Annotated in this window: 21 protein-coding genes, 2 tRNA genes, 1 pseudogene and 1 riboswitch; of the genes and pseudogenes, 10 read left to right on the forward strand and 14 right to left on the reverse strand. The window is 57.1% G+C overall.

All coding sequences use genetic code 11. From position 1 onward, the window contains the following. Positions 1-95 precede the first annotated feature (95 nt). Positions 96-827: pseudogene (locus tag AC2FEB_RS13420) on the forward strand (esterase-like activity of phytase family protein). Between the two features lie 429 nt (positions 828-1256). On the opposite strand, the gene AC2FEB_RS13425 reads toward AC2FEB_RS13420, so the two are convergent. Next, a tRNA-Lys gene (locus AC2FEB_RS13425) sits at positions 1257-1332 on the reverse strand. Between the two features lie 211 nt (positions 1333-1543). On the opposite strand from AC2FEB_RS13425, the gene dapF reads away from it, so the two are divergent. Together dapF and mtaB are read left to right on the forward strand one after the other, a co-directional pair. Then, positions 1544-2386 carry a diaminopimelate epimerase gene (dapF, locus tag AC2FEB_RS13430; protein ID WP_496673426.1) on the forward strand — a complete coding sequence of 281 codons (843 nt, stop codon included), beginning with the start codon at positions 1544-1546 and terminating at the stop codon, positions 2384-2386. Beyond that, on the forward strand, positions 2383-3639 hold the full coding sequence (gene mtaB, locus AC2FEB_RS13435) for a tRNA (N(6)-L-threonylcarbamoyladenosine(37)-C(2))-methylthiotransferase MtaB (protein ID WP_496673428.1): 1257 nt from the start codon (positions 2383-2385) through the stop codon (positions 3637-3639). Before dapF ends, mtaB begins: the two co-directional genes overlap by 4 nt. Positions 3640-3780: 141 nt before the next feature. On the opposite strand, the gene AC2FEB_RS13440 is transcribed toward mtaB, so the two are convergent. The 4 genes from AC2FEB_RS13440 to AC2FEB_RS13455 form a co-directional block, all read right to left on the reverse strand. Further along, entirely contained in the window at positions 3781-4572 is a 792-nt protein-coding gene (locus AC2FEB_RS13440) for a cytochrome c1 (protein ID WP_496673431.1), read from the reverse strand. 17 nt (positions 4573-4589) lie between these two features. Continuing rightward, positions 4590-5921 carry a cytochrome b gene (gene petB / locus AC2FEB_RS13445; protein ID WP_117871464.1) on the reverse strand — a complete coding sequence of 444 codons (1332 nt, stop codon included), beginning with the start codon at positions 5919-5921 and terminating at the stop codon, positions 4590-4592. A 15-nt stretch (positions 5922-5936) separates the two neighbouring features. After that, a complete protein-coding gene (gene petA, locus AC2FEB_RS13450; RefSeq protein WP_117871462.1) occupies positions 5937-6521 on the reverse strand; it encodes a ubiquinol-cytochrome c reductase iron-sulfur subunit in 585 nt (194 codons plus the stop codon). Between the two features lie 144 nt (positions 6522-6665). Next, positions 6666-6998, reverse strand: a complete 333-nt coding sequence (locus AC2FEB_RS13455) for a hypothetical protein (protein ID WP_496673437.1) — start codon at positions 6996-6998, stop codon at positions 6666-6668. Here AC2FEB_RS13455 and AC2FEB_RS13460 point away from each other — a divergent pair. Continuing rightward, complete coding sequence (locus AC2FEB_RS13460) at positions 6985-7431, forward strand: c-type cytochrome (protein WP_496884110.1); 447 nt, start codon at positions 6985-6987, stop codon at positions 7429-7431. The genes AC2FEB_RS13455 and AC2FEB_RS13460 overlap by 14 nt on opposite strands. A gap of 19 nt (positions 7432-7450) precedes the next feature. Here the strand turns inward: AC2FEB_RS13460 and AC2FEB_RS13465 are convergent, their stop codons facing one another. Next, complete coding sequence (locus tag AC2FEB_RS13465) at positions 7451-8062, reverse strand: FMN-binding negative transcriptional regulator (protein WP_496884111.1); 612 nt, start codon at positions 8060-8062, stop codon at positions 7451-7453. Positions 8063-8116: 54 nt separating this feature from the next. Continuing rightward, positions 8117-8316, forward strand: a riboswitch (FMN riboswitch). 117 nt (positions 8317-8433) lie between these two features. On the opposite strand from AC2FEB_RS13465, the gene AC2FEB_RS13470 reads away from it, so the two are divergent. The 5 genes from AC2FEB_RS13470 (at position 8434) to cobO (ending at position 12352) form a co-directional block, all read left to right on the forward strand. Beyond that, the gene (locus tag AC2FEB_RS13470; RefSeq protein ID WP_299900002.1) at positions 8434-8874 is read left to right on the forward strand and encodes a 6,7-dimethyl-8-ribityllumazine synthase; all 441 of its coding nucleotides are present in this window, start codon (positions 8434-8436) and stop codon (positions 8872-8874) included. 94 nt (positions 8875-8968) lie between these two features. After that, entirely contained in the window at positions 8969-10069 is a 1101-nt protein-coding gene (aroC, locus tag AC2FEB_RS13475; protein ID WP_299899999.1) for a chorismate synthase, read from the forward strand. Further along, complete coding sequence (locus AC2FEB_RS13480; RefSeq protein WP_299899996.1) at positions 10053-10715, forward strand: HD domain-containing protein; 663 nt, start codon at positions 10053-10055, stop codon at positions 10713-10715. Before aroC ends, AC2FEB_RS13480 begins: the two co-directional genes overlap by 17 nt. 45 nt (positions 10716-10760) lie before the next feature. Beyond that, positions 10761-11696, forward strand: a complete 936-nt coding sequence (locus AC2FEB_RS13485) for a DMT family transporter (protein ID WP_496884112.1) — start codon at positions 10761-10763, stop codon at positions 11694-11696. Between the two features lie 56 nt (positions 11697-11752). After that, positions 11753-12352 carry a cob(I)yrinic acid a,c-diamide adenosyltransferase gene (cobO, locus tag AC2FEB_RS13490; RefSeq protein ID WP_117871446.1) on the forward strand — a complete coding sequence of 200 codons (600 nt, stop codon included), beginning with the start codon at positions 11753-11755 and terminating at the stop codon, positions 12350-12352. 72 nt (positions 12353-12424) lie between these two features. Here cobO and arsB read toward each other — a convergent pair whose 3' ends face one another. The 4 genes from arsB to AC2FEB_RS13510 are packed head-to-tail and all read right to left on the reverse strand — an operon-like array spanning position 12425 to position 16534. Continuing rightward, entirely contained in the window at positions 12425-13447 is a 1023-nt protein-coding gene (gene arsB / locus AC2FEB_RS13495; protein ID WP_496673457.1) for an ACR3 family arsenite efflux transporter, read from the reverse strand. After that, the gene (arsJ, locus tag AC2FEB_RS13500) at positions 13444-14709 is read right to left on the reverse strand and encodes an organoarsenical effux MFS transporter ArsJ (RefSeq protein ID WP_496673460.1); all 1266 of its coding nucleotides are present in this window, start codon (positions 14707-14709) and stop codon (positions 13444-13446) included. The genes arsB and arsJ overlap by 4 nt, the downstream gene beginning before the upstream one ends. Further along, entirely contained in the window at positions 14706-15704 is a 999-nt protein-coding gene (locus AC2FEB_RS13505; protein ID WP_496673463.1) for an ArsJ-associated glyceraldehyde-3-phosphate dehydrogenase, read from the reverse strand. The genes arsJ and AC2FEB_RS13505 overlap by 4 nt, the downstream gene beginning before the upstream one ends. Continuing rightward, entirely contained in the window at positions 15701-16534 is an 834-nt protein-coding gene (locus AC2FEB_RS13510; RefSeq protein WP_496673466.1) for an arsenate reductase/protein-tyrosine-phosphatase family protein, read from the reverse strand. The genes AC2FEB_RS13505 and AC2FEB_RS13510 overlap by 4 nt, the downstream gene beginning before the upstream one ends. A 238-nt stretch (positions 16535-16772) precedes the next feature. Between AC2FEB_RS13510 and AC2FEB_RS13515 the strand changes: the two genes are divergently transcribed. Next, a tRNA-Thr gene (locus tag AC2FEB_RS13515) sits at positions 16773-16848 on the forward strand. A gap of 64 nt (positions 16849-16912) precedes the next feature. Here AC2FEB_RS13515 and dxs read toward each other — a convergent pair. The 4 genes from dxs to AC2FEB_RS13535 are packed head-to-tail and all read right to left on the reverse strand — an operon-like array spanning position 16913 to position 20890. Next, the gene (gene dxs / locus AC2FEB_RS13520) at positions 16913-18841 is read right to left on the reverse strand and encodes a 1-deoxy-D-xylulose-5-phosphate synthase (RefSeq protein WP_496673469.1); all 1929 of its coding nucleotides are present in this window, start codon (positions 18839-18841) and stop codon (positions 16913-16915) included. A 16-nt stretch (positions 18842-18857) separates the two neighbouring features. Continuing rightward, positions 18858-19724 carry a polyprenyl synthetase family protein gene (locus AC2FEB_RS13525; protein WP_117871434.1) on the reverse strand — a complete coding sequence of 289 codons (867 nt, stop codon included), beginning with the start codon at positions 19722-19724 and terminating at the stop codon, positions 18858-18860. Then, the gene (locus AC2FEB_RS13530) at positions 19725-19967 is read right to left on the reverse strand and encodes an exodeoxyribonuclease VII small subunit (RefSeq protein ID WP_117871432.1); all 243 of its coding nucleotides are present in this window, start codon (positions 19965-19967) and stop codon (positions 19725-19727) included. After that, positions 19964-20890 carry a histone deacetylase family protein gene (locus tag AC2FEB_RS13535; RefSeq protein WP_496673473.1) on the reverse strand — a complete coding sequence of 309 codons (927 nt, stop codon included), beginning with the start codon at positions 20888-20890 and terminating at the stop codon, positions 19964-19966. Before AC2FEB_RS13535 ends, AC2FEB_RS13530 begins: the two co-directional genes overlap by 4 nt. Between the last annotated feature and the right edge of the window lie 39 nt (positions 20891-20929).

Genomic DNA, 20929 nt, shown 5'->3' on the forward strand with positions numbered 1-20929 from the left:
GGAGTTGTTGAGTGAGCTAAGTTGGAGATGGCCGGGAGAAGAGAGATTTGGCGGCCTATCTGGTTTGGAAATAAGTGAAGACGGAACAAAGCTGATTGCCGTGTCAGACAGGCCGATGCTGGTTTTCTACCAAAGTACGAAGGCAAGGTGACTCAATTGTCGGCATTCAAAACATGGAGATTGTTCGCCCCAGAACTCCGGGCTCGATGAATTACCATGATGAAGTAAATAGTGACCCGGAAGCGCTCGCGTTGCAGAAGCCTGGTAGGCTTTGGGTCAGCACTGAAAACTACCACGACGTTGAGTACTTCAACCGCGGCGAATACACGGCAAACCATATCGACTACGAGACCGAAACCCAAGCGTTCAGGTCGTTGCCTTACAATCAGGGACTAGAAGCGCTGTCACTTGACCCACAGGGCCGGGTCATTGCGATACCAGAGACATGGCCGGAAAATTCCTTTCCTGTATTTCGCCTAGAGAAAGGTGAATAGTCTGTATCAGGCGAGATTCGGAAAAGTGGTTCTTACGTGCCGGTGGGAGCTGACACTGGACCTGATGGTCATTTGTATTTGCTGGAACGACGATTTGTTTGGGAGATTGGTTTTTCAAATAGGGTGAGGCGCTTCGCATTCGTGGAAGACGGAATTGTCGAAACCGACATTCTTCTACAGACCAAGATACGCACCCACGGCAACTTAGAGGGCATTGCAGTATGGTCCGACGCTTCAAATGCAATCAGATTGACAATGGTATCCGATGACAATTTCCGCATGTTCTTGGATACCGAAATCGTCGAATACCGCTGGAACGAACAGCGTCGCTAATTCCCGTTCGAAGTTGAGGCTTCAATAAAAAAAACCTCAACTAAAAGCAGTATCGAGCTTCCGAAATCGAAGAGGCGGATTCAACGCACGACACGATATTGTCTCTCTCTGAAACCACACTTTCGTATTCTGAGAATAGTCGCTGGTAGTTTTAAACTAGTTCCTCAGCTTCATAGCGAAGCGCGTTATACGAGCTCATTAGGTTATTATAGTCGTAGACCAAGTCATCGTACTCGGTAACTAGATCAGACAAATTGGATTTACACGTGAAGCCCTCATAGCCGCAAGTGTACTGGTCGAAGCAAACAGCATACTCATTGACGCATTTGCCTTAGGGTTTTGTCCCCCAAAAGTATCCAGGTAACCAGCTAAACTAGCCGCCATGTTGGCGCAAGGATAGCTAACAAATTGGTTTCTATCTGAAAAAAGTGGTGAGCCGTGCAGGATTCGAACCTGCGACCCACTGATTAAAAGTCAGTTGCTCTACCAACTGAGCTAACGGCCCACTCTTTTGCCGGATCTTGATGATCCGTGGCGCTCTTTACGGCAATTCCCCAACTAGGTTCAAGCCCTTATTTTGCGCCTCGTTTCGCCGTTACATCAAGTGTTTCCGGCGACCCGATAGGCGGCCTAATTAGGCAGGTGGCGCAAGAGGGTCAACCCCTTTTTTAAGGAAACTTCAAGACAGGGTGGATTCATGTTCCGACCAACGATATATGCCCGCCATGCAACAGAAACTCGACACCGGTTTGCCCTTCATGAAAATGCACGGGCTGGGCAATGACTTTGTCATCGTTGACGCACGCGCGCACGATGCCCCGATCACGCCGGCGCTGGCCAAAGGAATCGGGCATCGGCAATTTGGTGTGGGTTTCGATCAGTTGGCCGTTATTGAAAATGGTGAAGCTGACGCGCATCTGGTGTTCTACAACTCCGATGGATCAACCTCTGCTGCCTGTGGCAACGCCACCCGCTGTATTGCGCGATTGCTTATGAATGAGACGGGTCGCTCTGCGCTGACGCTCACCACCGAACGCGGAACACTTCATGCGCGGGATGCTGGCGATGGGCGCACCTCGGTCAACATGGGTCACCCGCAGTTGGACTGGCGCGAAGTTCCGCTGGCAGAAGAGATGGACACGCTGGAATTGCCAATCGAAGGCGCCCCAACGGCAACAGGAATGGGCAACCCGCATTGCACTTTCTTCGTTGAGAACGCCGAAGCGATCCCGTTGGCGGAGTTCGGTGCACGTTATGAATACCACCCGCTTTACCCGGAACGGACGAATGTGCAGGTGGCACAAGTCATCGGCCCGGATCACATCCGTATGCGTGTATGGGAACGCGGAGTTGGCATCACCCTGGCCTCCGGGTCGTCTTCCTGTGCAACTGCCGTTGCTGCCGCGCGTCGCGGGCTAACCGGGCGCAAGGTGCAGATTGATCTGGATGGCGGCACGCTTTGGATCGACTGGCGCGACGACGGTGTCTGGATGACCGGCCCAACGTGCCACGTCTTTTCTGGCACTCTGACGCCTGAATTTCTGAGGTCACTGGGATGAACTCGCCCAAGTTCACCACATTGGGCTGCCGCCTGAACGCCTATGAAACCGAGGCAATGAAAGAGCTGTCGCAACAGGCAGGTCTGACAGACGCTGTGGTGGTGAACACATGCGCGGTGACGGCTGAGGCGGTGCGCAAGGCCCGGCAGGAAATCCGCAAGCTACGGCGCGAGAATCCGAATGCTCGCCTGATCGTCACTGGTTGCGCCGCTCAGACCGAGCCCGAAACCTTTGCACGGATGGACGAGGTCGATGCGGTCATCGGTAACACTGAAAAGATGCAGCCTGAGACCTGGAAAGGCATGGCGGCCGATTTTATTGGTGAGACCGAGGCGGTGCAGGTCGATGACATCATGTCTGTCACGGAAACGGCCGGACACCTGATCGACGGGTTTGGTACACGTTCGCGCGCCTACGTGCAGGTCCAGAACGGCTGCGACCATCGCTGCACCTTCTGCATCATTCCCTACGGCCGGGGCAACTCGCGCAGCGTCCCCGCAGGCGTGGTGGTGGACCAGATCAAGCGGCTGGTGGATCGCGGCTATAACGAAGTCGTGCTGACCGGGGTCGACCTGACTTCCTGGGGCGCCGACCTGCCCGCGCAGCCCAAACTGGGCGATCTGGTGATGCGGATTCTCAAGCTGGTGCCAGATTTGCCACGCCTACGGATCAGTTCGATCGACTCGATCGAGGTCGATGAAAATCTGATGCAGGCGATCGCGACCGAGCCGCGTCTGATGCCGCACCTGCACTTGTCGCTTCAGCATGGCGACGATCTGATTCTGAAGCGCATGAAACGCCGCCACCTGCGCGACGATGCAATCCGCTTTACCGAGGACGCACGGAAACTGCGCCCCGCTATGACCTTCGGTGCGGATATCATTGCAGGCTTCCCGACCGAGACGGAAGCGCATTTCCAAAACTCGCTGAAACTGATCACCGATTGCGATCTGACCTGGCTGCATGTCTTCCCCTATTCCAAGCGAGAAGGCACCCCGGCAGCGCGCATACCGCAGCAGGTGAATGGAACAGTCATCAAGGATCGCGCTGCCCGCTTGCGTGCGGCGGGGGACGCTCAGGTCGCAACACACCTGTCGAAGCAAATCGGCAAGACCCATCACATCCTGATGGAGAACCCTCATATGGGCCGGACCGAGCAATTCACCGAGGTGACATTCGCAACCGCGCAACCCGAAGGGCAGATTGTGCGCACTGCGATCACGGGGCAGACCATGTCCCAACTCACGGCCTGATCCCCCCTCATCCGGAAAAATACCTCGAGGAAGAACCGCTCAAAGGCCAAGAAGGGGTTCGGACCTTTTTACTCGTTCTAGAAACAAAAACCCCCGCAGCCTGATGGCGCGGGGGTTTCAATTTCTGCATCTTGAGAAAGGTCAATCTTCTTTACGAAGCTTGCCCTTATGTGGAGCCCAGAGGCGCTTGTTGACCAGATAGAGCAGCACCGACAGAACGGTCAGGAAGATCACGCCGACAAAGCCAGCGTTCTTGCGCTCCATCATCTTCGGTTCGGCCGCCCACATCAGGAAGGCTGAAACGTCTTCCGACATATGTTCGACTGAATTCGAGTGCCCATCAGCAAACTCGACCTGTTCGTCCGACAGCGGCGGTGCCATCGAAATCCAACCTCCAGGGAAGGCTTTGTTTTCGTACAGGATGGTACCTGCTTCTTCTTTTTCTTCACCGGTGTAGCCGTCCAGCAGAGAGGCGATGTATTCGGCACCGCCCATGCCCTTGACCAATTGGTTGATACCCAGACCGTAAGGCCCGTGGAAGCCCGCGCGGGCCTTGGCCATCAGGCTCAGGTCCGGCGCGCCAACACCGTTATTGGCCGGGAAGTGGTCGGTCGGGATGGCCGGGCGGAAATCGTCCAGCTCAGGATCGAACACTTCGAAGTTGTCCGCCGCATAAGCGATAACTTCTTCTTCCGAATAGCCCAGCGCTGTCAGATCGCGCAGAGGTACATATTGCAGGCCATGGCAGGCTGCGCAAACCTCGGTATAGATCTGCAGGCCGCGCTGCAGCTGATGCTGATCCCATGTACCGAACGGGCCTTCGAACGAGAAGTCGAAGTCTTCGATATGCTGCTCACCCCCACCTGCTGCAATGGATGCAGCAGGGGTCAGGGCCAAGGCAAACGCGGCGCCGATTGCAAGTTTCTTGAACATGTTTCCGGTCCCTCTTCTTACTCGGCCGGCGTGGCTTCGGCGTCAGCCTTGCCATAATGCGCGTTGAAGTCTTCTTCGATCGTCTCGGGCTGTGCCAGAGGCTTCTCGATCACACCAAGGATCGGCAGGATCACGAAGAAATAGGCGAACCAGTAGGCGGAGGCGATCAGCGAGAAAGTCGCATAGGGCTCCTCGGCGGGCATCGCACCCAGCCACATCAGGGCGAAGAAGTCGATGATCAGCAGGTAGAACCACCATTTGAACATCGGACGGTACTTGCCCGAACGCACGCTCGACGTGTCCAGCCAAGGCGCCAGTGCCATGGCCAGGATCGCACCGAACATCGCCAGCACACCAAAGAACTTGGCGTCGATGATGCCGCCGGTGATGAAGCTGGCAAACTGAACGACCCAGACCTCACCGGTGAAGGCGCGCAGGATCGCGTAGAACGGCAAGAAGTACCATTCAGGAACGATGTGTGCAGGTGTGACCAGCGGGTTGGCCTCAATATAGTTGTCCGGGTGGCCCAGATAGTTCGGCATGAAGCCGACAATGGCCCAGAACACGACCAGGATCACGGCCAACGCGAACAGGTCCTTGATCACGAAATACGGCCAGAACGGCAGCGTGTCTTTCTTCGCCTCGTCCTTGGAACCACGACGCACTTCAACACCTGTCGGGTTGTTGTTGCCAGTGGTGTGGAAGGCCCAGATATGCACGACAACCAGTGCCGCGATGATGAACGGCAGCAGGTAGTGCAACGAGAAGAAGCGGTTCAGCGTCGCGTTATCCACGGCGGGTCCGCCCAGCAGCCAGGTTTGCAGCGCGTCACCAACAAACGGGATCGCACCAAACAGGCCGGTGATCACGGTCGCACCCCAGAAGGACATCTGGCCCCAGGGCAGAACGTAGCCCATGAAGGCGGTGCCCATCATCATCAGATAGATCAGCATACCGATGATCCATGTGATTTCGCGCGGGGCTTTATACGAGCCGTAGAACAGGCCGCGGAATATGTGGATGTAAACCGCAACAAAGAACAGCGACGCGCCGTTCATGTGCACATAGCGGATAAAGTGACCACCATTCACGTTACGCATGATGTGTTCGATGCTGGCGAAGGCCAGATCAACATGCGGGGTATAGTGCATCACCAGTACGATGCCGGTGACGATTTGCAGCGCCAGACAGAACGCCAGAACGATGCCCCAGATCCACCACCAGTTCAGGTTCTTGGGGGTTGGAATCATGAGTGTGTCATACAGCAGGCCGACAATCGGCAGACGGCTGTTCAGCCATTTCTCGCCGTTTGTCTTCGGCTCGTAATGATCGTGGGGAATTCCGGACATAAGTTTGGGTCTCCCTTAGCCGAGTTTGATTGTGCTGTTGTCCACCCATTCTGCGGGCGGGACAGGCAGGTTCTCAGGCGCGGGGCCTTTACGGATACGACCGGCGAGGTCGTAGTGCGAGCCGTGGCAGGGGCAGAACCAGCCGCCAAAGTCACCGGCGTCTCCCAGAGGTACACAGCCAAGGTGCGTACATACGCCCATCTGAACGATCCAAGCACCCGGCGCTTCGCCTTCCGGAGACGGCATGACGCGGTTTGCGTCAGTCGCGGGCGCATCAGCGCTTAGGTTGAAGTTACGCGCCAGCGGATCTGGCAGCGCATCAACGCCTTCGGCGTCCTGATCCTGGGCTTCCTGAATCTCGGCACCGGTGCGGTGACGGACGAAAACGGGTTTGCCCAGCCATTTTACCGTCAGCTGTGTGCCCGGCTCGACGCCGCTCACATCCACACGGATCGAGGACAGCGCCTGAACGTCTGCCGATGGGTTCATTTGGTTGATCAGGGGCCATACAGCTGCACCCGTTGCAACGACACCTGCGCCGCCTGCGACGTAATACAGAAAATCTCTGCGGGTGCCTTCGTGGTCTTCTGCGTGGGACACGAGGTTATCTCCGATTGTCTGGCGCCCGCGGACGGGCAAATAGCTCGCGCACCGCATGAATGCGGCGTCTTAACCGCGCTTACTATCGGGGAGAATAGTGTTCGTCCAGCGTTCATAAACGCGCAATACGCCGCATGTGTCGCTTCATGCACCTGCCGAAGGGCTTTTTTTGGTGAATCTTGCCCGCAACTTTGCCTCCGGCTTCGAATCAGCGGTTGCTGATTCGAGCTCAGAACTCTGCTTTGCGGGCCCCATCCAGTCGGTTTCAGACCACCTGGGCAGCGTCTTATTCGCGCGTGCATTCTCGACAATCAGCAACGCCAAACGCAGATTGTTTTCAGGGAAATCATATTCGCCAAATAGATGATTTAAATTGTAAATTGAGCGCAAATACACCGTTGCACTTTTTGCGCGAATGCCGGACAGCGCAAAAAACGCGCGAACTCCTGCAAGGAGACCCCCTATGTCAAAAGTCACCCCAGCCGCTGCGATGTTCACATTGGCTTTGGCCACGCAAACCATTGCCGCAGGCGATCCGGTGAAAGGTGAAGCAATGTATAACCGTTGCTCCTCGTGTCATGCGATCATCAAGGACGGTGAAGTCCTGGTCAAAGGCGGAATCACCGGCCCGAATCTCTACGGCGTCGTCGGACGCGTCGCCGGATCAGAAAATGACTATCGTTATGGCAGCGAACGCCTGCCCATCGGCATGTTCACTGACGATATGATCCGTGCTGGCGAAGAAGGTCTGATCTGGACCGAAGATAACATCGCCGCCTATTCCAAAGACCCCATCGGTTTCATCAAAGAGTATCTGGATGACGACACCGCCCGCCCTAACATGAGCGTCAAACTGAAGAAGGGTGCAGAAGATATCGCCGCTTATCTGGCAACATTCAGTTCCGAGTAATCCTGTTTCCCGGTGCTGGTTACGCCTTGTGCATCAAGGCGGCCAGCTGACCGGTTTCATTGCCAAACCCGCTGGCCACTTGATCGGCGGCAGCGATCCTTACATCGTCCGGCTTGTTCTGGCCCAGTTTCCAGGTGCCCTGGATATCCTCTACCTGCACCCGGCATGGTACGATCATTCGCATCATTCTGGCCAACGCGTCATCAGACATTTTCCCAGTGACCCATGGCGCTTTGGGCAGAAGTCGATTTTCATAGAATGCAGATTGTCGGTCCAGCAATTCGCGCAGCTCGTCCTGCGGGCGCAGCTCAAGCGTTCCGGTCAGGTGCACGGCAACATAGTTCCATGTCGGAACCTGATCTGCGACACCGTACCAGTCGGGCGAGATATACCCATCAGGCCCCTGCACCGCGATCCTGACCTCTTTCGGCCCCCGCAGCACACGAACGATCGGGTTTGACCGTACCAAATGAAGATCGGCCACCGCACCGTCTTCCGACAGCAGAAACGGCACGTGGCTGATCAATGGCGCGCCGTCGCCAGAAATCGCCAGAACGCCGAATGCCCGGTCGCGGGCGAATTCGATATGACGCGCTTTGTCTTCGGCGCGGTAGGCTGGATTTGGGTGCATGAACGACCTCCTGCCAAATCTCTTGCAGATGGGGTCGGTTCTTGGCAAGGTCCGCCTTGTTCTCAGGGCGGGGCGGAATTCCCCACCGGCGGTATGCGGGCCATGACCCGCAAGCCCGCGAGCGGCTCTGCCGTGTCCACGATCCGAAAAGTGGGAACCGGTTTTCGGACAAAGTGTGGAACCACGAAAGAGTGTCAGCAGATCTGGTGAGAGGCCAGAGCCGACGGTTAAAGTCCGGATGGAAGAGAACGTGCAGTGCGCCGGTGATGCGGCGCGCCTGCTCGTGATCGCCTTGGGTGACGTGTCATGCCGGGCTGGCAGCGAAGGTTTTCGCGACCGCCAGCAGGCCACCAAACTGAAAGGAGATCATTATGACACACACCCGCTATGCTTTTGTCAAAGCAAACTGGCATTCCGACATCGTTGACCGCGCGCTCGATGGATTTCTTGAACTGATCCCGGCCGATCAGGTCGATGTTTTCGACGTTCCCGGCGCGTTCGAGATGCCGCTGATGGCCCGCGATCTGGCCCAAACCGGCCGCTACGCCGCAGTTGCCTGCGCCGCATTTGTCGTGGATGGCGGCATTTACCGGCACGACTTCGTCGCGCAAGCGGTGGTCGATGGGTTGATGCGCGCCGGGCTCGATACCGGTGTTCCTGTCCTGTCGGTCTCGCTGACCCCGCACCAATATCAGGAAACTGATCACCACAACGCCATCTACCGCGCGCATTTTGTGGATAAAGGCCGCGAAGCCGCACAAGCTGCGCTGAAAATCACGGCCACGCGCGCCCAACTGGCTGCGGCTGCATAAGCTCGTAAGGTTGGGGTAAACACGCCCCAACCGCAAATCCGCTTGAGGCCAAGGGCCTTGCCCGCTAATCACGACGCTCAAAGGAGCACGCCCCATGTCGATGAACAGTTTTGGCCATCTCTTCCGTGTCACCACCTGGGGTGAAAGCCATGGACCCGCTTTGGGTGCCACCGTCGATGGCTGCCCGCCGGGTGTCACGATCGACGAGGGCATGATCCAGCACTGGCTGGACAAGCGCAAACCGGGGCAGAACAAGTTCACCACCCAGCGGCGCGAACCCGATCAGGTGAAAATCCTGTCCGGCGTGTTCGAAGGGCAAACCACCGGCACGCCTGTGCAGTTGATGATCGAAAACACCGATCAGCGCTCGAAAGACTACGGCGATATCATGGACAAGTTCCGCCCGGGTCATGCCGATATCACCTACTGGCAGAAATACGGCATCCGGGATTATCGCGGCGGCGGGCGCAGCTCGGCCCGTGAAACGGCGTCTCGCGTTGCGGCGGGTGGTCTGGCGCGCGAAGCCATCAGACAAATCGCTCCAAACGTGCAGATCACTGGCTACATGACCCAGATCGGACCGCACAAAATTGATCGCGGCAACTTTGACTGGTCCCAGATTGAACAGAATCCGTTCTGGACACCGGACGCATCTGCGGCAGAGGACTGGGCCGCCTATCTGGATGATCTGCGCAAGTCCGGCAACTCGGTCGGAGCAGTGGTCGAGGTCGTCGCGCGCGGTATCCCCGCCGGGATCGGAGCGCCAGTTTATGCCAAGTTAGACACTGATCTAGCCGCCGCGATGATGTCCATCAACGCTGTAAAGGGCGTCGAGATTGGCGAAGGCATGGCCGCCGCCGAACTGACCGGCGAAGCCAACGCCGACGAAATCTTCATGGGTCAGAATGGCCCGCAATACAGCTCGAACCACGCCGGAGGCATTCTGGGCGGAATCTCGACCGGGCAGGACGTTGTCGTGCGGTTTGCTGTCAAGCCAACATCATCGATCCTCACCACCCGCAAGACGATCACCAAATCCGGCGAAGAAACCAAGATCATCACCAAAGGTCGCCATGACCCCTGCGTCGGTATCCGCGCCGTTCCAGTGGGTGAGGCAATGATGGCCTGCGTGATCCTCGACCACCTTCTGCTGCATCGCGGCCAGATCGGAGAGAACCGTGGACGGATCGGCTGATCTGCGCGCACGTCTGCGTGCTGTGGTCGCACACCGCATGGAAACTGATCCCGCCCATGATCTGGCCCATCTGGATCGTGTTTGGACCAACGCCCAAGCCATCGCGAATGATCAAGCCGATATGTCCGTGCTGCTGGCCGCAAGTTATCTGCACGATCTTGTAAATCTGCCCAAGGACGATCCCAACCGGCATCTTGCCTCGCGCAGGTCCGCGATGGAATCAGAGCCTATTCTTGGGGAAATCGGGTTTAATACGGCTCAGGTCCGCGCTATCCGGCACGCGATCGAAGCCCATAGCTTTTCGGCCAATATCCCCCCTGAAACGATCGAGGCGCGCATTCTGCGCGATGCGGATCGGCTTGACGCTTTGGGCGCCATCGGCATCGCCCGCAACTTTTCCGTTTCCGGTGCTTTGGGGCGCACTCTTTATGACCCGGCAGATCCTTTTGCCAAAAACCGACCTCTGGACGACCTTCATTTCTCGCTCGACCATTGGAAGGTTAAACTGCTGCGGCTGCCGGGTGACATGCTAACCGAAACCGGCCGACTGATTGCCGAGCAACGCACCGCGCGCATGATCCGCTTTCTAGAAGACTTCGCCGAGGAGATCGGCTGCTCCTTGCCTCAATCTTGGGTGAATTGCTGAACCCACCCGTTGATCTTTGCCTGTCAAAGGCGCAGGTTCGCGCCGATGACAAAACCCTTAACATCGCATCGACCTCTGCTTGCAGTAACGCTGAAACTTGGCGCCTTGTTCCTGTTCACATCGATGTCCGCGCTGGTCAAAGCACTGTCGGATGAGTTCCCACCGGGCCAATTGGTGTTCTTTCGGTCCTTGTTCGCGATACCTGTTATCATTCTCTGGCTCATTGCGCGTGGGGAATTGTCCAAGGGTTTCGTGGTCAAGAAACCCATGGGCCATTTCTGGCGTGGCGTTCTGGGGACCAGCGCCATGGGTCTTACCTTTACCGGCCTCAGCCTGCTGCCGCTGCCCGAAGTCACTGCAATCGGGTATGCGACGCCGATCTTCACCCTGATTCTGGCCGCCGTGATGCTGGGTGAACGCATTCGGCTTATCCGCATCGGTGCAGTAGTGCTGGGTTTGCTGGGGGTCCTGATAATGACTTGGCCGCGCCTCGGCACAACCGAGATGGAGGTCGCCGCCACTATCGGCGCCTTATGTGTGCTGGGTGCTACCCTTGCCCGTGCTTTCGTTCAAATCCATATCCGGCAATTGGTCAAGGTCGATCACCCTGCGGCCATCGTGTTCTATTTCTCGATGACCGCGACGCTTTTGTCTGCCCTGACAGCACTCTGGGGGTGGTCAATGCCAACGTGGAATCAGGCTCTGATCATGGTCATGATGGGCCTGATCGGCGGCGTCGCGCAGATTTTGGTCACTTCCTCCTATCGGTTTGGTCAAGCCTCGATGCTGGCACCTTATGACTATGCAACCATGCTTTTTGCGATTGTGATCGGCTATGTCTGGTTCGACGAACTGCCAACGCTTGCAATCTTGATCGGGGCCGCACTGGTGATCGCAGGCAATGTTGTTGTCATCTGGCGCGAACACCAGTTGGGGCTGGAGCGTGGCAAGGCCCGGTCGGTTACTGACCCCAAAGCGTGACTTTACCTTTTGTAATCTTCCCCTAGGTTGGGCCGAACAGTCAAAGAGGTTCCCAAATGAGCAACGCGCAGGATCACAAGGAAAAGATGCAGAAGGTGCAGGCCCAGCACCGCAAGAAAGTGTCCGAGGCTGTGGATCCAAGCCGTGGTCTGGTCCTGATCAATACCGGCAAAGGCAAAGGCAAGTCCTCGGCCGCGTTCGGCGTGGTCATTCGCGCCTTGGGCTGGGGCCAGAAGGTTGGTGTGGTGCAGTTCATCAAGGGCAAGTGGAAAACCGGCGAGCGCCGTTTCTTCGAAGAGCGCGATCTGGTGACATGGCATACGATGGGCGAAGGTTTTACCTGGGACACGCAGGATCGTGAGCGTGACATAGCTGCTGCCAATGCAGCCTTCGACAAGGCATGTGCCCTGATGTCCAGTGGCGAATACGATCTGGTTGTACTGGACGAGATCAACATCGCCTTGCGTTACGAATACCTGACGGTCGAACAGGTCATCGAGGGTTTGAACGCGCGCTCGGACAAGACCAGCGTATTCCTGACCGGACGTGATGCACCGCAAGCGCTGCGTGACTATGCCGACCTGGTTACTGAAATGACCGAGGAAAAACATCCGTTCCAGGCCGGTATCAAAGCCCAGCGTGGCGTGGATTTCTGAAGCAGCGCGAGATGGGACTCTGGCGGCGCGCAGCCGCCAGATATGACAGTCGTTCTGCTGCGTTGACCAATCCTATCGTGTCGCAGGCTCCGGAAAACGCTGGCGGGTTCGGTTGGCGAATGCCACAAGCGACAGCATCACCGGCACTTCGACAAGGACACCCACAACCGTCGCCAGTGCCGCGCCGGAATGAAGGCCGAACAAGCTGATTGCAACGGCAACGGCCAGTTCGAAGAAGTTCGATGTCCCGATCATGGCACATGGCGCTGCGATCCGGTGGGGAACCTTCAGCGCATAAGCGGCGCCATAGGCAATGGCAAAAATACCGTAGCTTTGGATCAGAATGGGAACGGCGATCAGAACGATGACCGCAGGTTTCGCAAGAATGGTCTGACCTTGCAGGCCGAACAGGATAACTACAGTTGCAATCAATCCCATGACGGACCACGGTTTCACCCGCGCCGAAAAGGCTTCTATGGCCGTTTTAGAGCCTAGTTTTTGGCGAGTGATCAACCCTGCGATAAGCGGCAGCACCACATAAAGGACTGTGGCCAAAACCAAAGTCTGCCACGGCACTTCGATGTCAGTGACCCCCAGCAAAAAGGCCACGATCGGCGCAAATGCCACGACCATGATCAGATCATTGACCGAGACCTGAACCAGCGTGTAGGTCGCGTCGCCTTTGGTCAGTTGCGACCACACAAACACCATGGCGGTGCAAGGGGCTGCACCCAGCAGGATCAGACCGGCAGTGTATTGCGCAGCATCTTCGGGCGCGATCCAGGGCGCGAAGACATAGTCAAAAAACAGAACGGCCAGCAGTGCCATGGTGAAAGGTTTTATCAGCCAGTTCACCACCAGGGTCACAATCAGACCACGCGGCTGGCGGGCAACCCCGGCGACTGCGCCGAAATCGACGTTGACCATCATCGGGTAAACCATTGCCCAGATCAGCACCGCCACGACCAGGTTGACACTGGCAATCTCGGCTTTTGCCACCAGCTGCACCAGACCCGGCGCGGCCAGTCCGATCAGGACGCCACCGATCATCGCAAGCGCAACCCAGATCGTGAGATACCGTTCAAAAATGCTCATAATAGCGCCTCAGAAGTTTGATCCGTAAGTTTGCCGGACGTCAGAGCAGCGAGGCCAACCATCACGGCCGCCGTGCCCAGCACCAGGGGCAGCCCCCCGACCTGATAGGTCAGGCCAGACAAAACGGTGCCGGCCAACCGCCCTGTCGCATTGGCCATGTAGTAAAAGCCGACATCCATCGTCACACGCTCGGACCGGGTGAAGGCAAGAATCAAATAGGAATGCAGCGATGAGTTGACCCCGAAGATCACACCGAAGATCAGCAAGCCTGCGATGAGTGTCAGGGTCAGCCAGGTCTCGGGACCATCCGAAATCAACACACCCAGTGTTAGAGCCGCAGGAACACAGAACAGGATCGCCGCCCAGCTGCGTGCAGCGCGGATCAGATCACCTTCGGTTCGATCTGACGCACGAAGAATCCTTGGCGCGTTGGCTTGCACGGCTCCATAGAGGATGATCCATACCGCCATGAATGTTCCGATCATGAAGAACGCGACCCGATTACCCTCTTCGGTGCCATCTGAAAGAACAGCATAGAAATAGATCGGGATGCCGACCACGAACCAAACATCCCGCGCGCCGAACAAGAAGACACGTGCTGCAGACAACCAGTTCACATTTGCGGATTTTGAAAAAACCTCAGAGAACTTGGTATCCTTGCGCCCCTTCGGCAGGCCCGCAGGCATGAACAGCTTCAATGCGACCAGGATCACCGCCAGAACGGCGGCCATGGCAAGCACTGCCGGTATGAAGCCCAGCGTTGCAAGCATGGCGGCCCCCAACAGGAATCCCAGCCCTTTTACGGCGTTTTTGGAACCTGTCAGAATCGCAACCCATCGAAACAACTCGCCTCCTTCGGATGGAGCCAGCAACTTGACCGCCGATTTCGAAGACATCTTGGCCAGATCCTTGGCCACTCCGCTGGCCCCTTGCACAATCATGACAAATGTGACCGAAGCTGCGACGGTCCAGTTCGGGTCAAGCTGCGTCATGACGAGCAACGCGACGATCTGCAACCCCAGCCCAGCATAGAGGGTCGAGGTCAGCCCGAACCGTGCGGCGATCCAACCGGCGGACAGGTTGGTGACAATCCCGGCGATTTCATAGAGCACAAACAGATAGGCAAGCTGCACCGGCGAGAAGCCCAGGGTGTGAAAGTGCAACAGCACCAACATCCTGAGCGCCCCGTCGGTCAGCATGAAGGCCCAATAGGCAGCCGTGACCGCGATATAGGCCGACAGTCCTTCGGGCCGATGCGTCACAACGATGCCCCGACCATCAGCGCGACATCCACCAGCCGGTGCGCATAACCCATCTCGTTGTCGTACCACGCGTAGATTTTCACCTGCGTCCCGTTCACAACCATGGTCGATGGTGCATCGACGATCGAAGAGCGTTCGTCATTGGTATAATCGGTGGACACCAGCGGGCGCGTCTCATATCCCAAAATGCCCTTCAGTTCACCCTCGGCTGCGGCTTTGAAGAAGGCGTTGACCTCTTCAACCGTGGTTTCGCGTTCAACCTCGAATACGCAATCGGTCAGCGAGGCGTTCAGCAACGGCACCCGAACCGCGTGGCCGTTCAAACGACCTTTGAGTTCCGGATAGATCAAAGTGATGGCCGTGGCCGAGCCTGTCGTCGTCGGGATCAAAGAGTTCAGGGCCGAGCGTGCGCGCCTAAGATCCTTGGCAGGCCGGTCCACAATGGTTTGCGTGTTGGTTACGTCGTGAATCGTCGTCATCGATCCATGGCGGATGCCCAGGTTTTCGTGAATGACCTTTACGACAGGCGCAAGACAGTTTGTCGTGCACGAGGCCGCCGTAACGATCCTATGCGCCGCGGGGTCGTAGGTTCCGTCATTTACACCCATGACGATATTGGCTGTCGGACCATCCTTGACCGGAGCAGAGACAACAACCTTCTTCACCCCAGCGTCAAAATACGTTGCCAGCTTCGCCTCGGTCTTGAACACGCCGGTGCAGTCGATCACCACGTCAACACCGTCCAGCGGCAACGCGCTCAGGTCTTTGGTGCCAATAAAAGGCAGGCGGGTTCCGTTAACCGAGATGCTGTCGGCATCATGGGCAAATTCTGCGTCCCAGCGCCCGTGCACCGTGTCGAATTCCAGCAGATGCGCATGCATCTCGGGATCATCGACGGCATCGTTGATCCAGGCTATCTTTGCGCCTCGTTCAAGCAGAGGTTTCAGGGCCAGTTTTCCCATCCGGCCGAGGCCGTTCAGTGCGTAGGTTGTCATTTCGTTTCCTCGAGTGAAGCGCGCCCGATTTCATCAATGACGGATTGCAAGGCGATCCGGTCAAGGCTTTCGACCGGCAACGTTGTAAAGGCCTGAATCCGTCGCTTCAGTGCGCCATAGGCGTTTTGAAAGGCCAGGCTTTTCTCGGCGTCGGTGCCATCGGCCTTGACCGGATCTTCCATACCCCAGTGGCCACTTATCGGTTGGCTTTCCCATGCCGGACATTCCTCGTTGGCCGCCTGGTTGCAGACGGTGAAGACAAAATCCATGGCAGGCGCGTCCGGTGCCGAAAACTCGGACAGATTCTTTGACCGCAGGATCGAGGTATCGTGCCCTTTGTCGCGTAAAACCTGCACCGCAAAGGGGTTTAGCTCCGAACTTGGTTGTGTCCCGGCTGAATACGCGTTGAACCGATCTCCGCCGATCTCGCGCAGCAGGGATTCGGCAAAAATAGAGCGGGCAGAGTTGCCGAAACAAATGAACAGCACATTGAACTTCCGGTCAGTCATAGTCTCACTTCCCTTGGTCGAAGGTAAACAAAGATCAGGTCGGCCGCGGCAGCAGTCCACAATCAGGAAATCGAGCATTTGCTGCACATTCTTCATTTCAATCGAATAGAGCAGAGACGTCCCGGATCGTTCCTGCTTAACAAGCCCCGACCGTAGCAGCGCATTCAGGTAGTTCGACATGGTGCTGGGTTTGACACCCAGCTCTGTCGCCAGCTCGCCCGCGGGAACCCTGTCAGGAAACCGTCGCATCAACATGCGAAACACGGTGATACGTTGCGAGTGGCCAAGGATAGCAAGTTGATCGATTATCTCTTTTATCATATTTCATGAAATATGGAATTATTGAAATTCAGTCAATTTTGAATCCGCGACGTTACAATAAATTCACTAACCAAAATTCCAATTCGACAGGTTGGTTACAGGCTGACGGCTCACAGGTTGAGATCGGTCGCCGAGCCAGGCGACACCAAACCGATTACAACCGGGCTTGCAGGCGGCAGAGTGACAGTTTAAACGACCTTTCGCATCCGGTCATAACCAGATCCGTATGGCTTAAGGTGCCGCTGTAGCTCAGCTGGTAGAGCACGTCATTCGTAATGATGGGGTCGGGGGTTCGAGTCCCTTCAGCGGCACCAGAAAAAAAACCTGATCAAACAGAGGTCGGCGTTCCAGACGCCCGCTACCCCACTGACAGGCGCGCTAAGCGCGTTTCTCTCCGATCGAGGCGACGCCCAGAACGTCCAGTACTTTCGCCTCGATATGTTCGGCATTCATGCCGGCCACAGAATACATGTCCGCAGGATTCGCTTGATCAATGAAGGTATCAGGTAAAACCATCGAGCGGTACTTCAGCCCCAGATCAAATACACCTTCTTCCGCCAGTAATTGCGCGACATGGCTGCCGAATCCACCAACAGCCCCTTCTTCGATGGTAATCAAAGCTTCGTGGCTGGACGCCAGATCCAGGATAAGGTCGCGATCAAGAGGTTTGGCAAAACGAGCGTCGGCAATCGTGGGCGTTATGCCCTTGGCTGAAAGGGATTCCGCCGCCTTCTGGACCTCGGCCAGACGTGTACCAAAGGAAAGCAGAGCCACCCGCGCGCCATTCTGGAGAATGCGGCCCTTGCCGATCTCAAGAATCTCTCCACGTTCGGGCAAATCAACTCCGACGCCTTCACCGCGCGGATAGCGGAAGGCGATGGGGCCTTCGTCATGTGCGGAAGCAGTTGCCACCATATGCATCAGCTCGGCCTCATCAGCGGCAGCCATGACGACCATACCTGGAAGATTGGCCAAATAGGCAATGTCGAACGACCCTGCGTGGGTGGCGCCGTCGGCCCCGACCAACCCTGCCCGGTCGATTGCAAAACGTACGGGCAAGCGCTGAATTGCCACGTCATGTACAACCTGGTCATAGCCCCGCTGCAGGAAGGTCGAATACATAGCGCAAAACGGCTTCATTCCTCCTGCTGCAAGCGCAGCCGAAAACGTCACGCCGTGCTGCTCGGCAATCGCCACATCAAAGCAACGCGACGGATAGCGTTCAGCGAACAGGTTCAGACCGGTACCGTCCGGCATTGCAGCAGTCACTGCGACGATCTTGTCGTCTCGCGCGGCCTCGTCCACCAGCGCCTTGCCAAATACAGATGTATAAGATGGCGCGTTTGAGGGCGCCTTCTTCTGTTCCCCAGTCACCACATCAAACTTTGCCGTGGCATGACCTTTGTCGCGTGCCTGCTCGGCGGGGGCATAGCCCTTGCCTTTTTTCGTCAATACATGGATCAGGATCGGCCCGGTTGCCCGCGATTTCACAGTGCGCAGAACTGGCAGCAGCTGGTCCATATCATGGCCATCTATCGGGCCGAGATAGGAAAACCCAAGCTCTTCAAACAGCGTGCCACCCACCGCCAAGCCTTTTAGCATCTCCTTGGCGCGCTTGGCGCCTTCTCGGAATGGCTCAGGCAACAATGAGACAGCGCCTTTGGCAGCAGCTTTCAGATCGTGAAACGGTTCTTCGCTATAGATACGCGACAAATAGCTGGACAAGGCACCAACCGGGGGCGCGATGCTCATCTCGTTGTCGTTCAGAATGACAATCAGACGCTTTTTCAGGTGGCCTGCATTGTTCATCGCCTCAAAAGCCATGCCCGCAGACATCGAGCCATCGCCGATCACTGCAATTGCGTCACCCAACCCTTCAGGCGTTACGCCCCCCAGATCCCGTGCGACAGCAAAACCCAGGGCAGCGCTGATCGACGTGCTGGAATGCGCCGCGCCAAATGGATCATAGGGGCTCTCGCTGCGCTTGGTGAAGCCGCTGAGGCCATCCTTCATGCGCAGAGTTCGGATGCGATCACGTCGCTCGGTCAGGATTTTGTGCGGATAGCACTGATGACCCACATCCCAGATGATCTTGTCTCGGGGCGTATCAAACACAGCGTGCAACGCCGTAGTCAATTCAACGACACCCAAGCCAGCCCCCAGATGCCCGCCGGTGACGGAAACAGCCGAGATCGTTTCCGCCCGCAGCTCCTGAGCGACCTGGTGCAGTTGCGCGTCCGAGAACTGCTTGAGATCCGCAGGGCGGCTTACAAGGTCCAGCAGTGGCGTGTTTGGGCGGTCAGACATGTGGCGCGTTCCTGGCTTAGCTGTCCCGGGCAATAACGAAGCGGGCGGCTTCCTTCAAGGTTTCTGCCTTCGGACCATACCCATCCAAAGCTGTACAGGCCTGATCCACCAGCTCACCTGCGCGGGCTTTGGCAGCGGGCAGACCCAAAAGTGAAACAAAGGTGGCTTTCCCTGCCTCGGTATCCTTTTGCAAACGTTTGCCTGCCTTTTTGGCATCGCCCTCAATATCAAGGATGTCATCGGCGATCTGAAAAGCAAGGCCCAGTGCCCGGGCATATTGGCGCAACGGTTCCGGGTCTGAATGGGCCATAGTTGCTCCAACGCAGGCAGACCACTCGATCAGAGCGCCCGTCTTGCCGGCCTGAAGACGCGTGATCTCGTCCAGCGACAGCGGTTCGGCGGCGGTTTCAGCTGCAATGTCCAGCGCCTGTCCCAGCACCATCCCTTGTGCGCCGCTGGCTCTGGCCAGCGTCAGGGCAAGATCTGCACGAATGTCTGCTCCTCCCACCTCCGTATGCATGCACAGCTCGAAAGCAAGCGTGTGAAGGGCATCGCCGGCCAGAACCGCTGTCCCTTCATCCCATTCCACGTGAACAGTGGGACGACCGCGGCGCAGGTCATCGTCATCCATGCAGGGCAGGTCGTCATGCACCAAAGAATAAGCGTGCAGCGCTTCAATAGCCGTTGCAGGCCAGATCGCACGACTCTCTTCGACATCATGAAGTCGGGCACTTTCCAAAGCCAGAAACCCGCGCAATCGTTTGCCGCCTCGGGTGGCATATGCCATGGCCCGGGTCACATCGACGTCTTCAAATGCGCCTAGAACCAGATCAAACTGGCATTGAATGCTGGCTGCATCCTGCGCAAGTCTTTCGGGGAACATTCACAGACCTTCGGCGGGCGTCGTACCAGTTGGCTGACCGTTGGCATCCAGAGTGATCGCTGCGACTTTTTCTTCTGCGCGCTTCAACTCATCCTCGCACCGCTTCTTCAGCGCCGCGCCGCGTTCATAGAGCGCAATTGATTGATCCAGCGCGACGTCGCCACGTTCCAGCTGGCCAACTACGGCCTCAAGCTCTTTCATCGCCTGTTCGAATGTCATCTGGTCTACGGAGGTCTCAGTCATCGGGCTGCCTTTATCAATTCTTCCACATGGGCGCGTGTGGCCTCAGCCAGTGCGTTCAGATCATACCCGCCCTCCAGAGTCGAGACGATACGACCGCTACAGACCTCGTTGGCAATTCTGCACAGCTCTGCGGTGATCCAGGCAAAGTCATCGGTAGCCCAGTTCAGATTGGCGAGCGGGTCGTCCTGATGGGCGTCGAACCCGGCGGAAATGATAATCAGTTCCGGCCTAAAAGCCCGCAGGCGTGGAAAGGCCTTTGTTTCATAGGCGGCCCGCATCTCGGCTCCGCCACTGCCTGGCGCCAGAGGGATGTTGACAACCGTATCATGAACACCCGTTTCCTCGGGCCGGCCCGATCCGGGCCACAAAGGCATCTGCTGGCTGGTTATCACCAATGCCCGTGCTTCATCCCACAACAGGTCCTGGGTTCCATTTCCATGGTGTACATCGAAATCGACTACGGCCACACGATTCAAACCGTGATGGTCCAGCGCGTGTTTCGCCGCCAATGCAGCATTTCCAAACAGGCAAAAGCCCATTGCCGCTTCGGTTTCCGCATGGTGCCCCGGCGGGCGAACGGCACAGAACGCATTCGAGGCTTCACCGCTCAATACCAGGTCAACCGCCCGTACCACCGCACCCGCCGCGCGGTAGGCTGCGTCCACCGATCCCGGAGACAGGAACGTATCCCCGTCGATCTGTGCGAACCCATTCGAAGGGCGCGCGAATCGAATGTCTCGAATATAACTCTTTGGATGAATGCGCAGAAGATCGTCATCCGCAGCCAGCGGAGCCGTCACCCGCTCCAGGTCCAGCGCTTCCAATGCATGCAAAATGTGCTCCAGCCGCGCCACACGCTCCGGGTGCCCGTCAGGCGTCACATGGCTCAGACAATCGGCATGGGTCAATAGTGCAGTCGTCATTGGGATCCCATCTTCATCTGGCTAATAATATCCTCGCCG

The sequence above is a fragment of the Ruegeria sp. YTSC106 genome (assembly GCF_059609765.1).

What these genes read in the sequence shown, in the direction of transcription:
- AC2FEB_RS13525 (WP_117871434.1), bottom strand. Translation starts at nt 19,724, where the DNA reads ATGTTCCCCGAAAGACTTGCGCAGGATGCAGCCAGCATTCAATGCCAG.
- dxs (WP_496673469.1), bottom strand. Translation starts at nt 18,841, where the DNA reads ATGTCTGACCGCCCAAACACGCCACTGCTGGACCTTGTAAGCCGCCCT.
- AC2FEB_RS13510 (WP_496673466.1), bottom strand. Translation starts at nt 16,534, where the DNA reads ATGATAAAAGAGATAATCGATCAACTTGCTATCCTTGGCCACTCGCAA.
- AC2FEB_RS13505 (WP_496673463.1), bottom strand. Translation starts at nt 15,704, where the DNA reads ATGACAACCTACGCACTGAACGGCCTCGGCCGGATGGGAAAACTGGCC.
- AC2FEB_RS13535 (WP_496673473.1), bottom strand. Translation starts at nt 20,890, where the DNA reads ATGACGACTGCACTATTGACCCATGCCGATTGTCTGAGCCATGTGACG.
- arsB (WP_496673457.1), bottom strand. Translation starts at nt 13,447, where the DNA reads ATGAGCATTTTTGAACGGTATCTCACGATCTGGGTTGCGCTTGCGATG.
- AC2FEB_RS13465 (WP_496884111.1), bottom strand. Translation starts at nt 8,062, where the DNA reads ATGCACCCAAATCCAGCCTACCGCGCCGAAGACAAAGCGCGTCATATC.
- AC2FEB_RS13440 (WP_496673431.1), bottom strand. Translation starts at nt 4,572, where the DNA reads ATGTTCAAGAAACTTGCAATCGGCGCCGCGTTTGCCTTGGCCCTGACC.
- petB (WP_117871464.1), bottom strand. Translation starts at nt 5,921, where the DNA reads ATGTCCGGAATTCCCCACGATCATTACGAGCCGAAGACAAACGGCGAG.
- aroC (WP_299899999.1), top strand. Translation starts at nt 8,969, where the DNA reads ATGTCGATGAACAGTTTTGGCCATCTCTTCCGTGTCACCACCTGGGGT.
- AC2FEB_RS13530 (WP_117871432.1), bottom strand. Translation starts at nt 19,967, where the DNA reads ATGACTGAGACCTCCGTAGACCAGATGACATTCGAACAGGCGATGAAA.
- mtaB (WP_496673428.1), top strand. Translation starts at nt 2,383, where the DNA reads ATGAACTCGCCCAAGTTCACCACATTGGGCTGCCGCCTGAACGCCTAT.
- dapF (WP_496673426.1), top strand. Translation starts at nt 1,544, where the DNA reads ATGCCCGCCATGCAACAGAAACTCGACACCGGTTTGCCCTTCATGAAA.
- AC2FEB_RS13485 (WP_496884112.1), top strand. Translation starts at nt 10,761, where the DNA reads ATGACAAAACCCTTAACATCGCATCGACCTCTGCTTGCAGTAACGCTG.
- cobO (WP_117871446.1), top strand. Translation starts at nt 11,753, where the DNA reads ATGAGCAACGCGCAGGATCACAAGGAAAAGATGCAGAAGGTGCAGGCC.
- AC2FEB_RS13460 (WP_496884110.1), top strand. Translation starts at nt 6,985, where the DNA reads ATGTCAAAAGTCACCCCAGCCGCTGCGATGTTCACATTGGCTTTGGCC.
- AC2FEB_RS13470 (WP_299900002.1), top strand. Translation starts at nt 8,434, where the DNA reads ATGACACACACCCGCTATGCTTTTGTCAAAGCAAACTGGCATTCCGAC.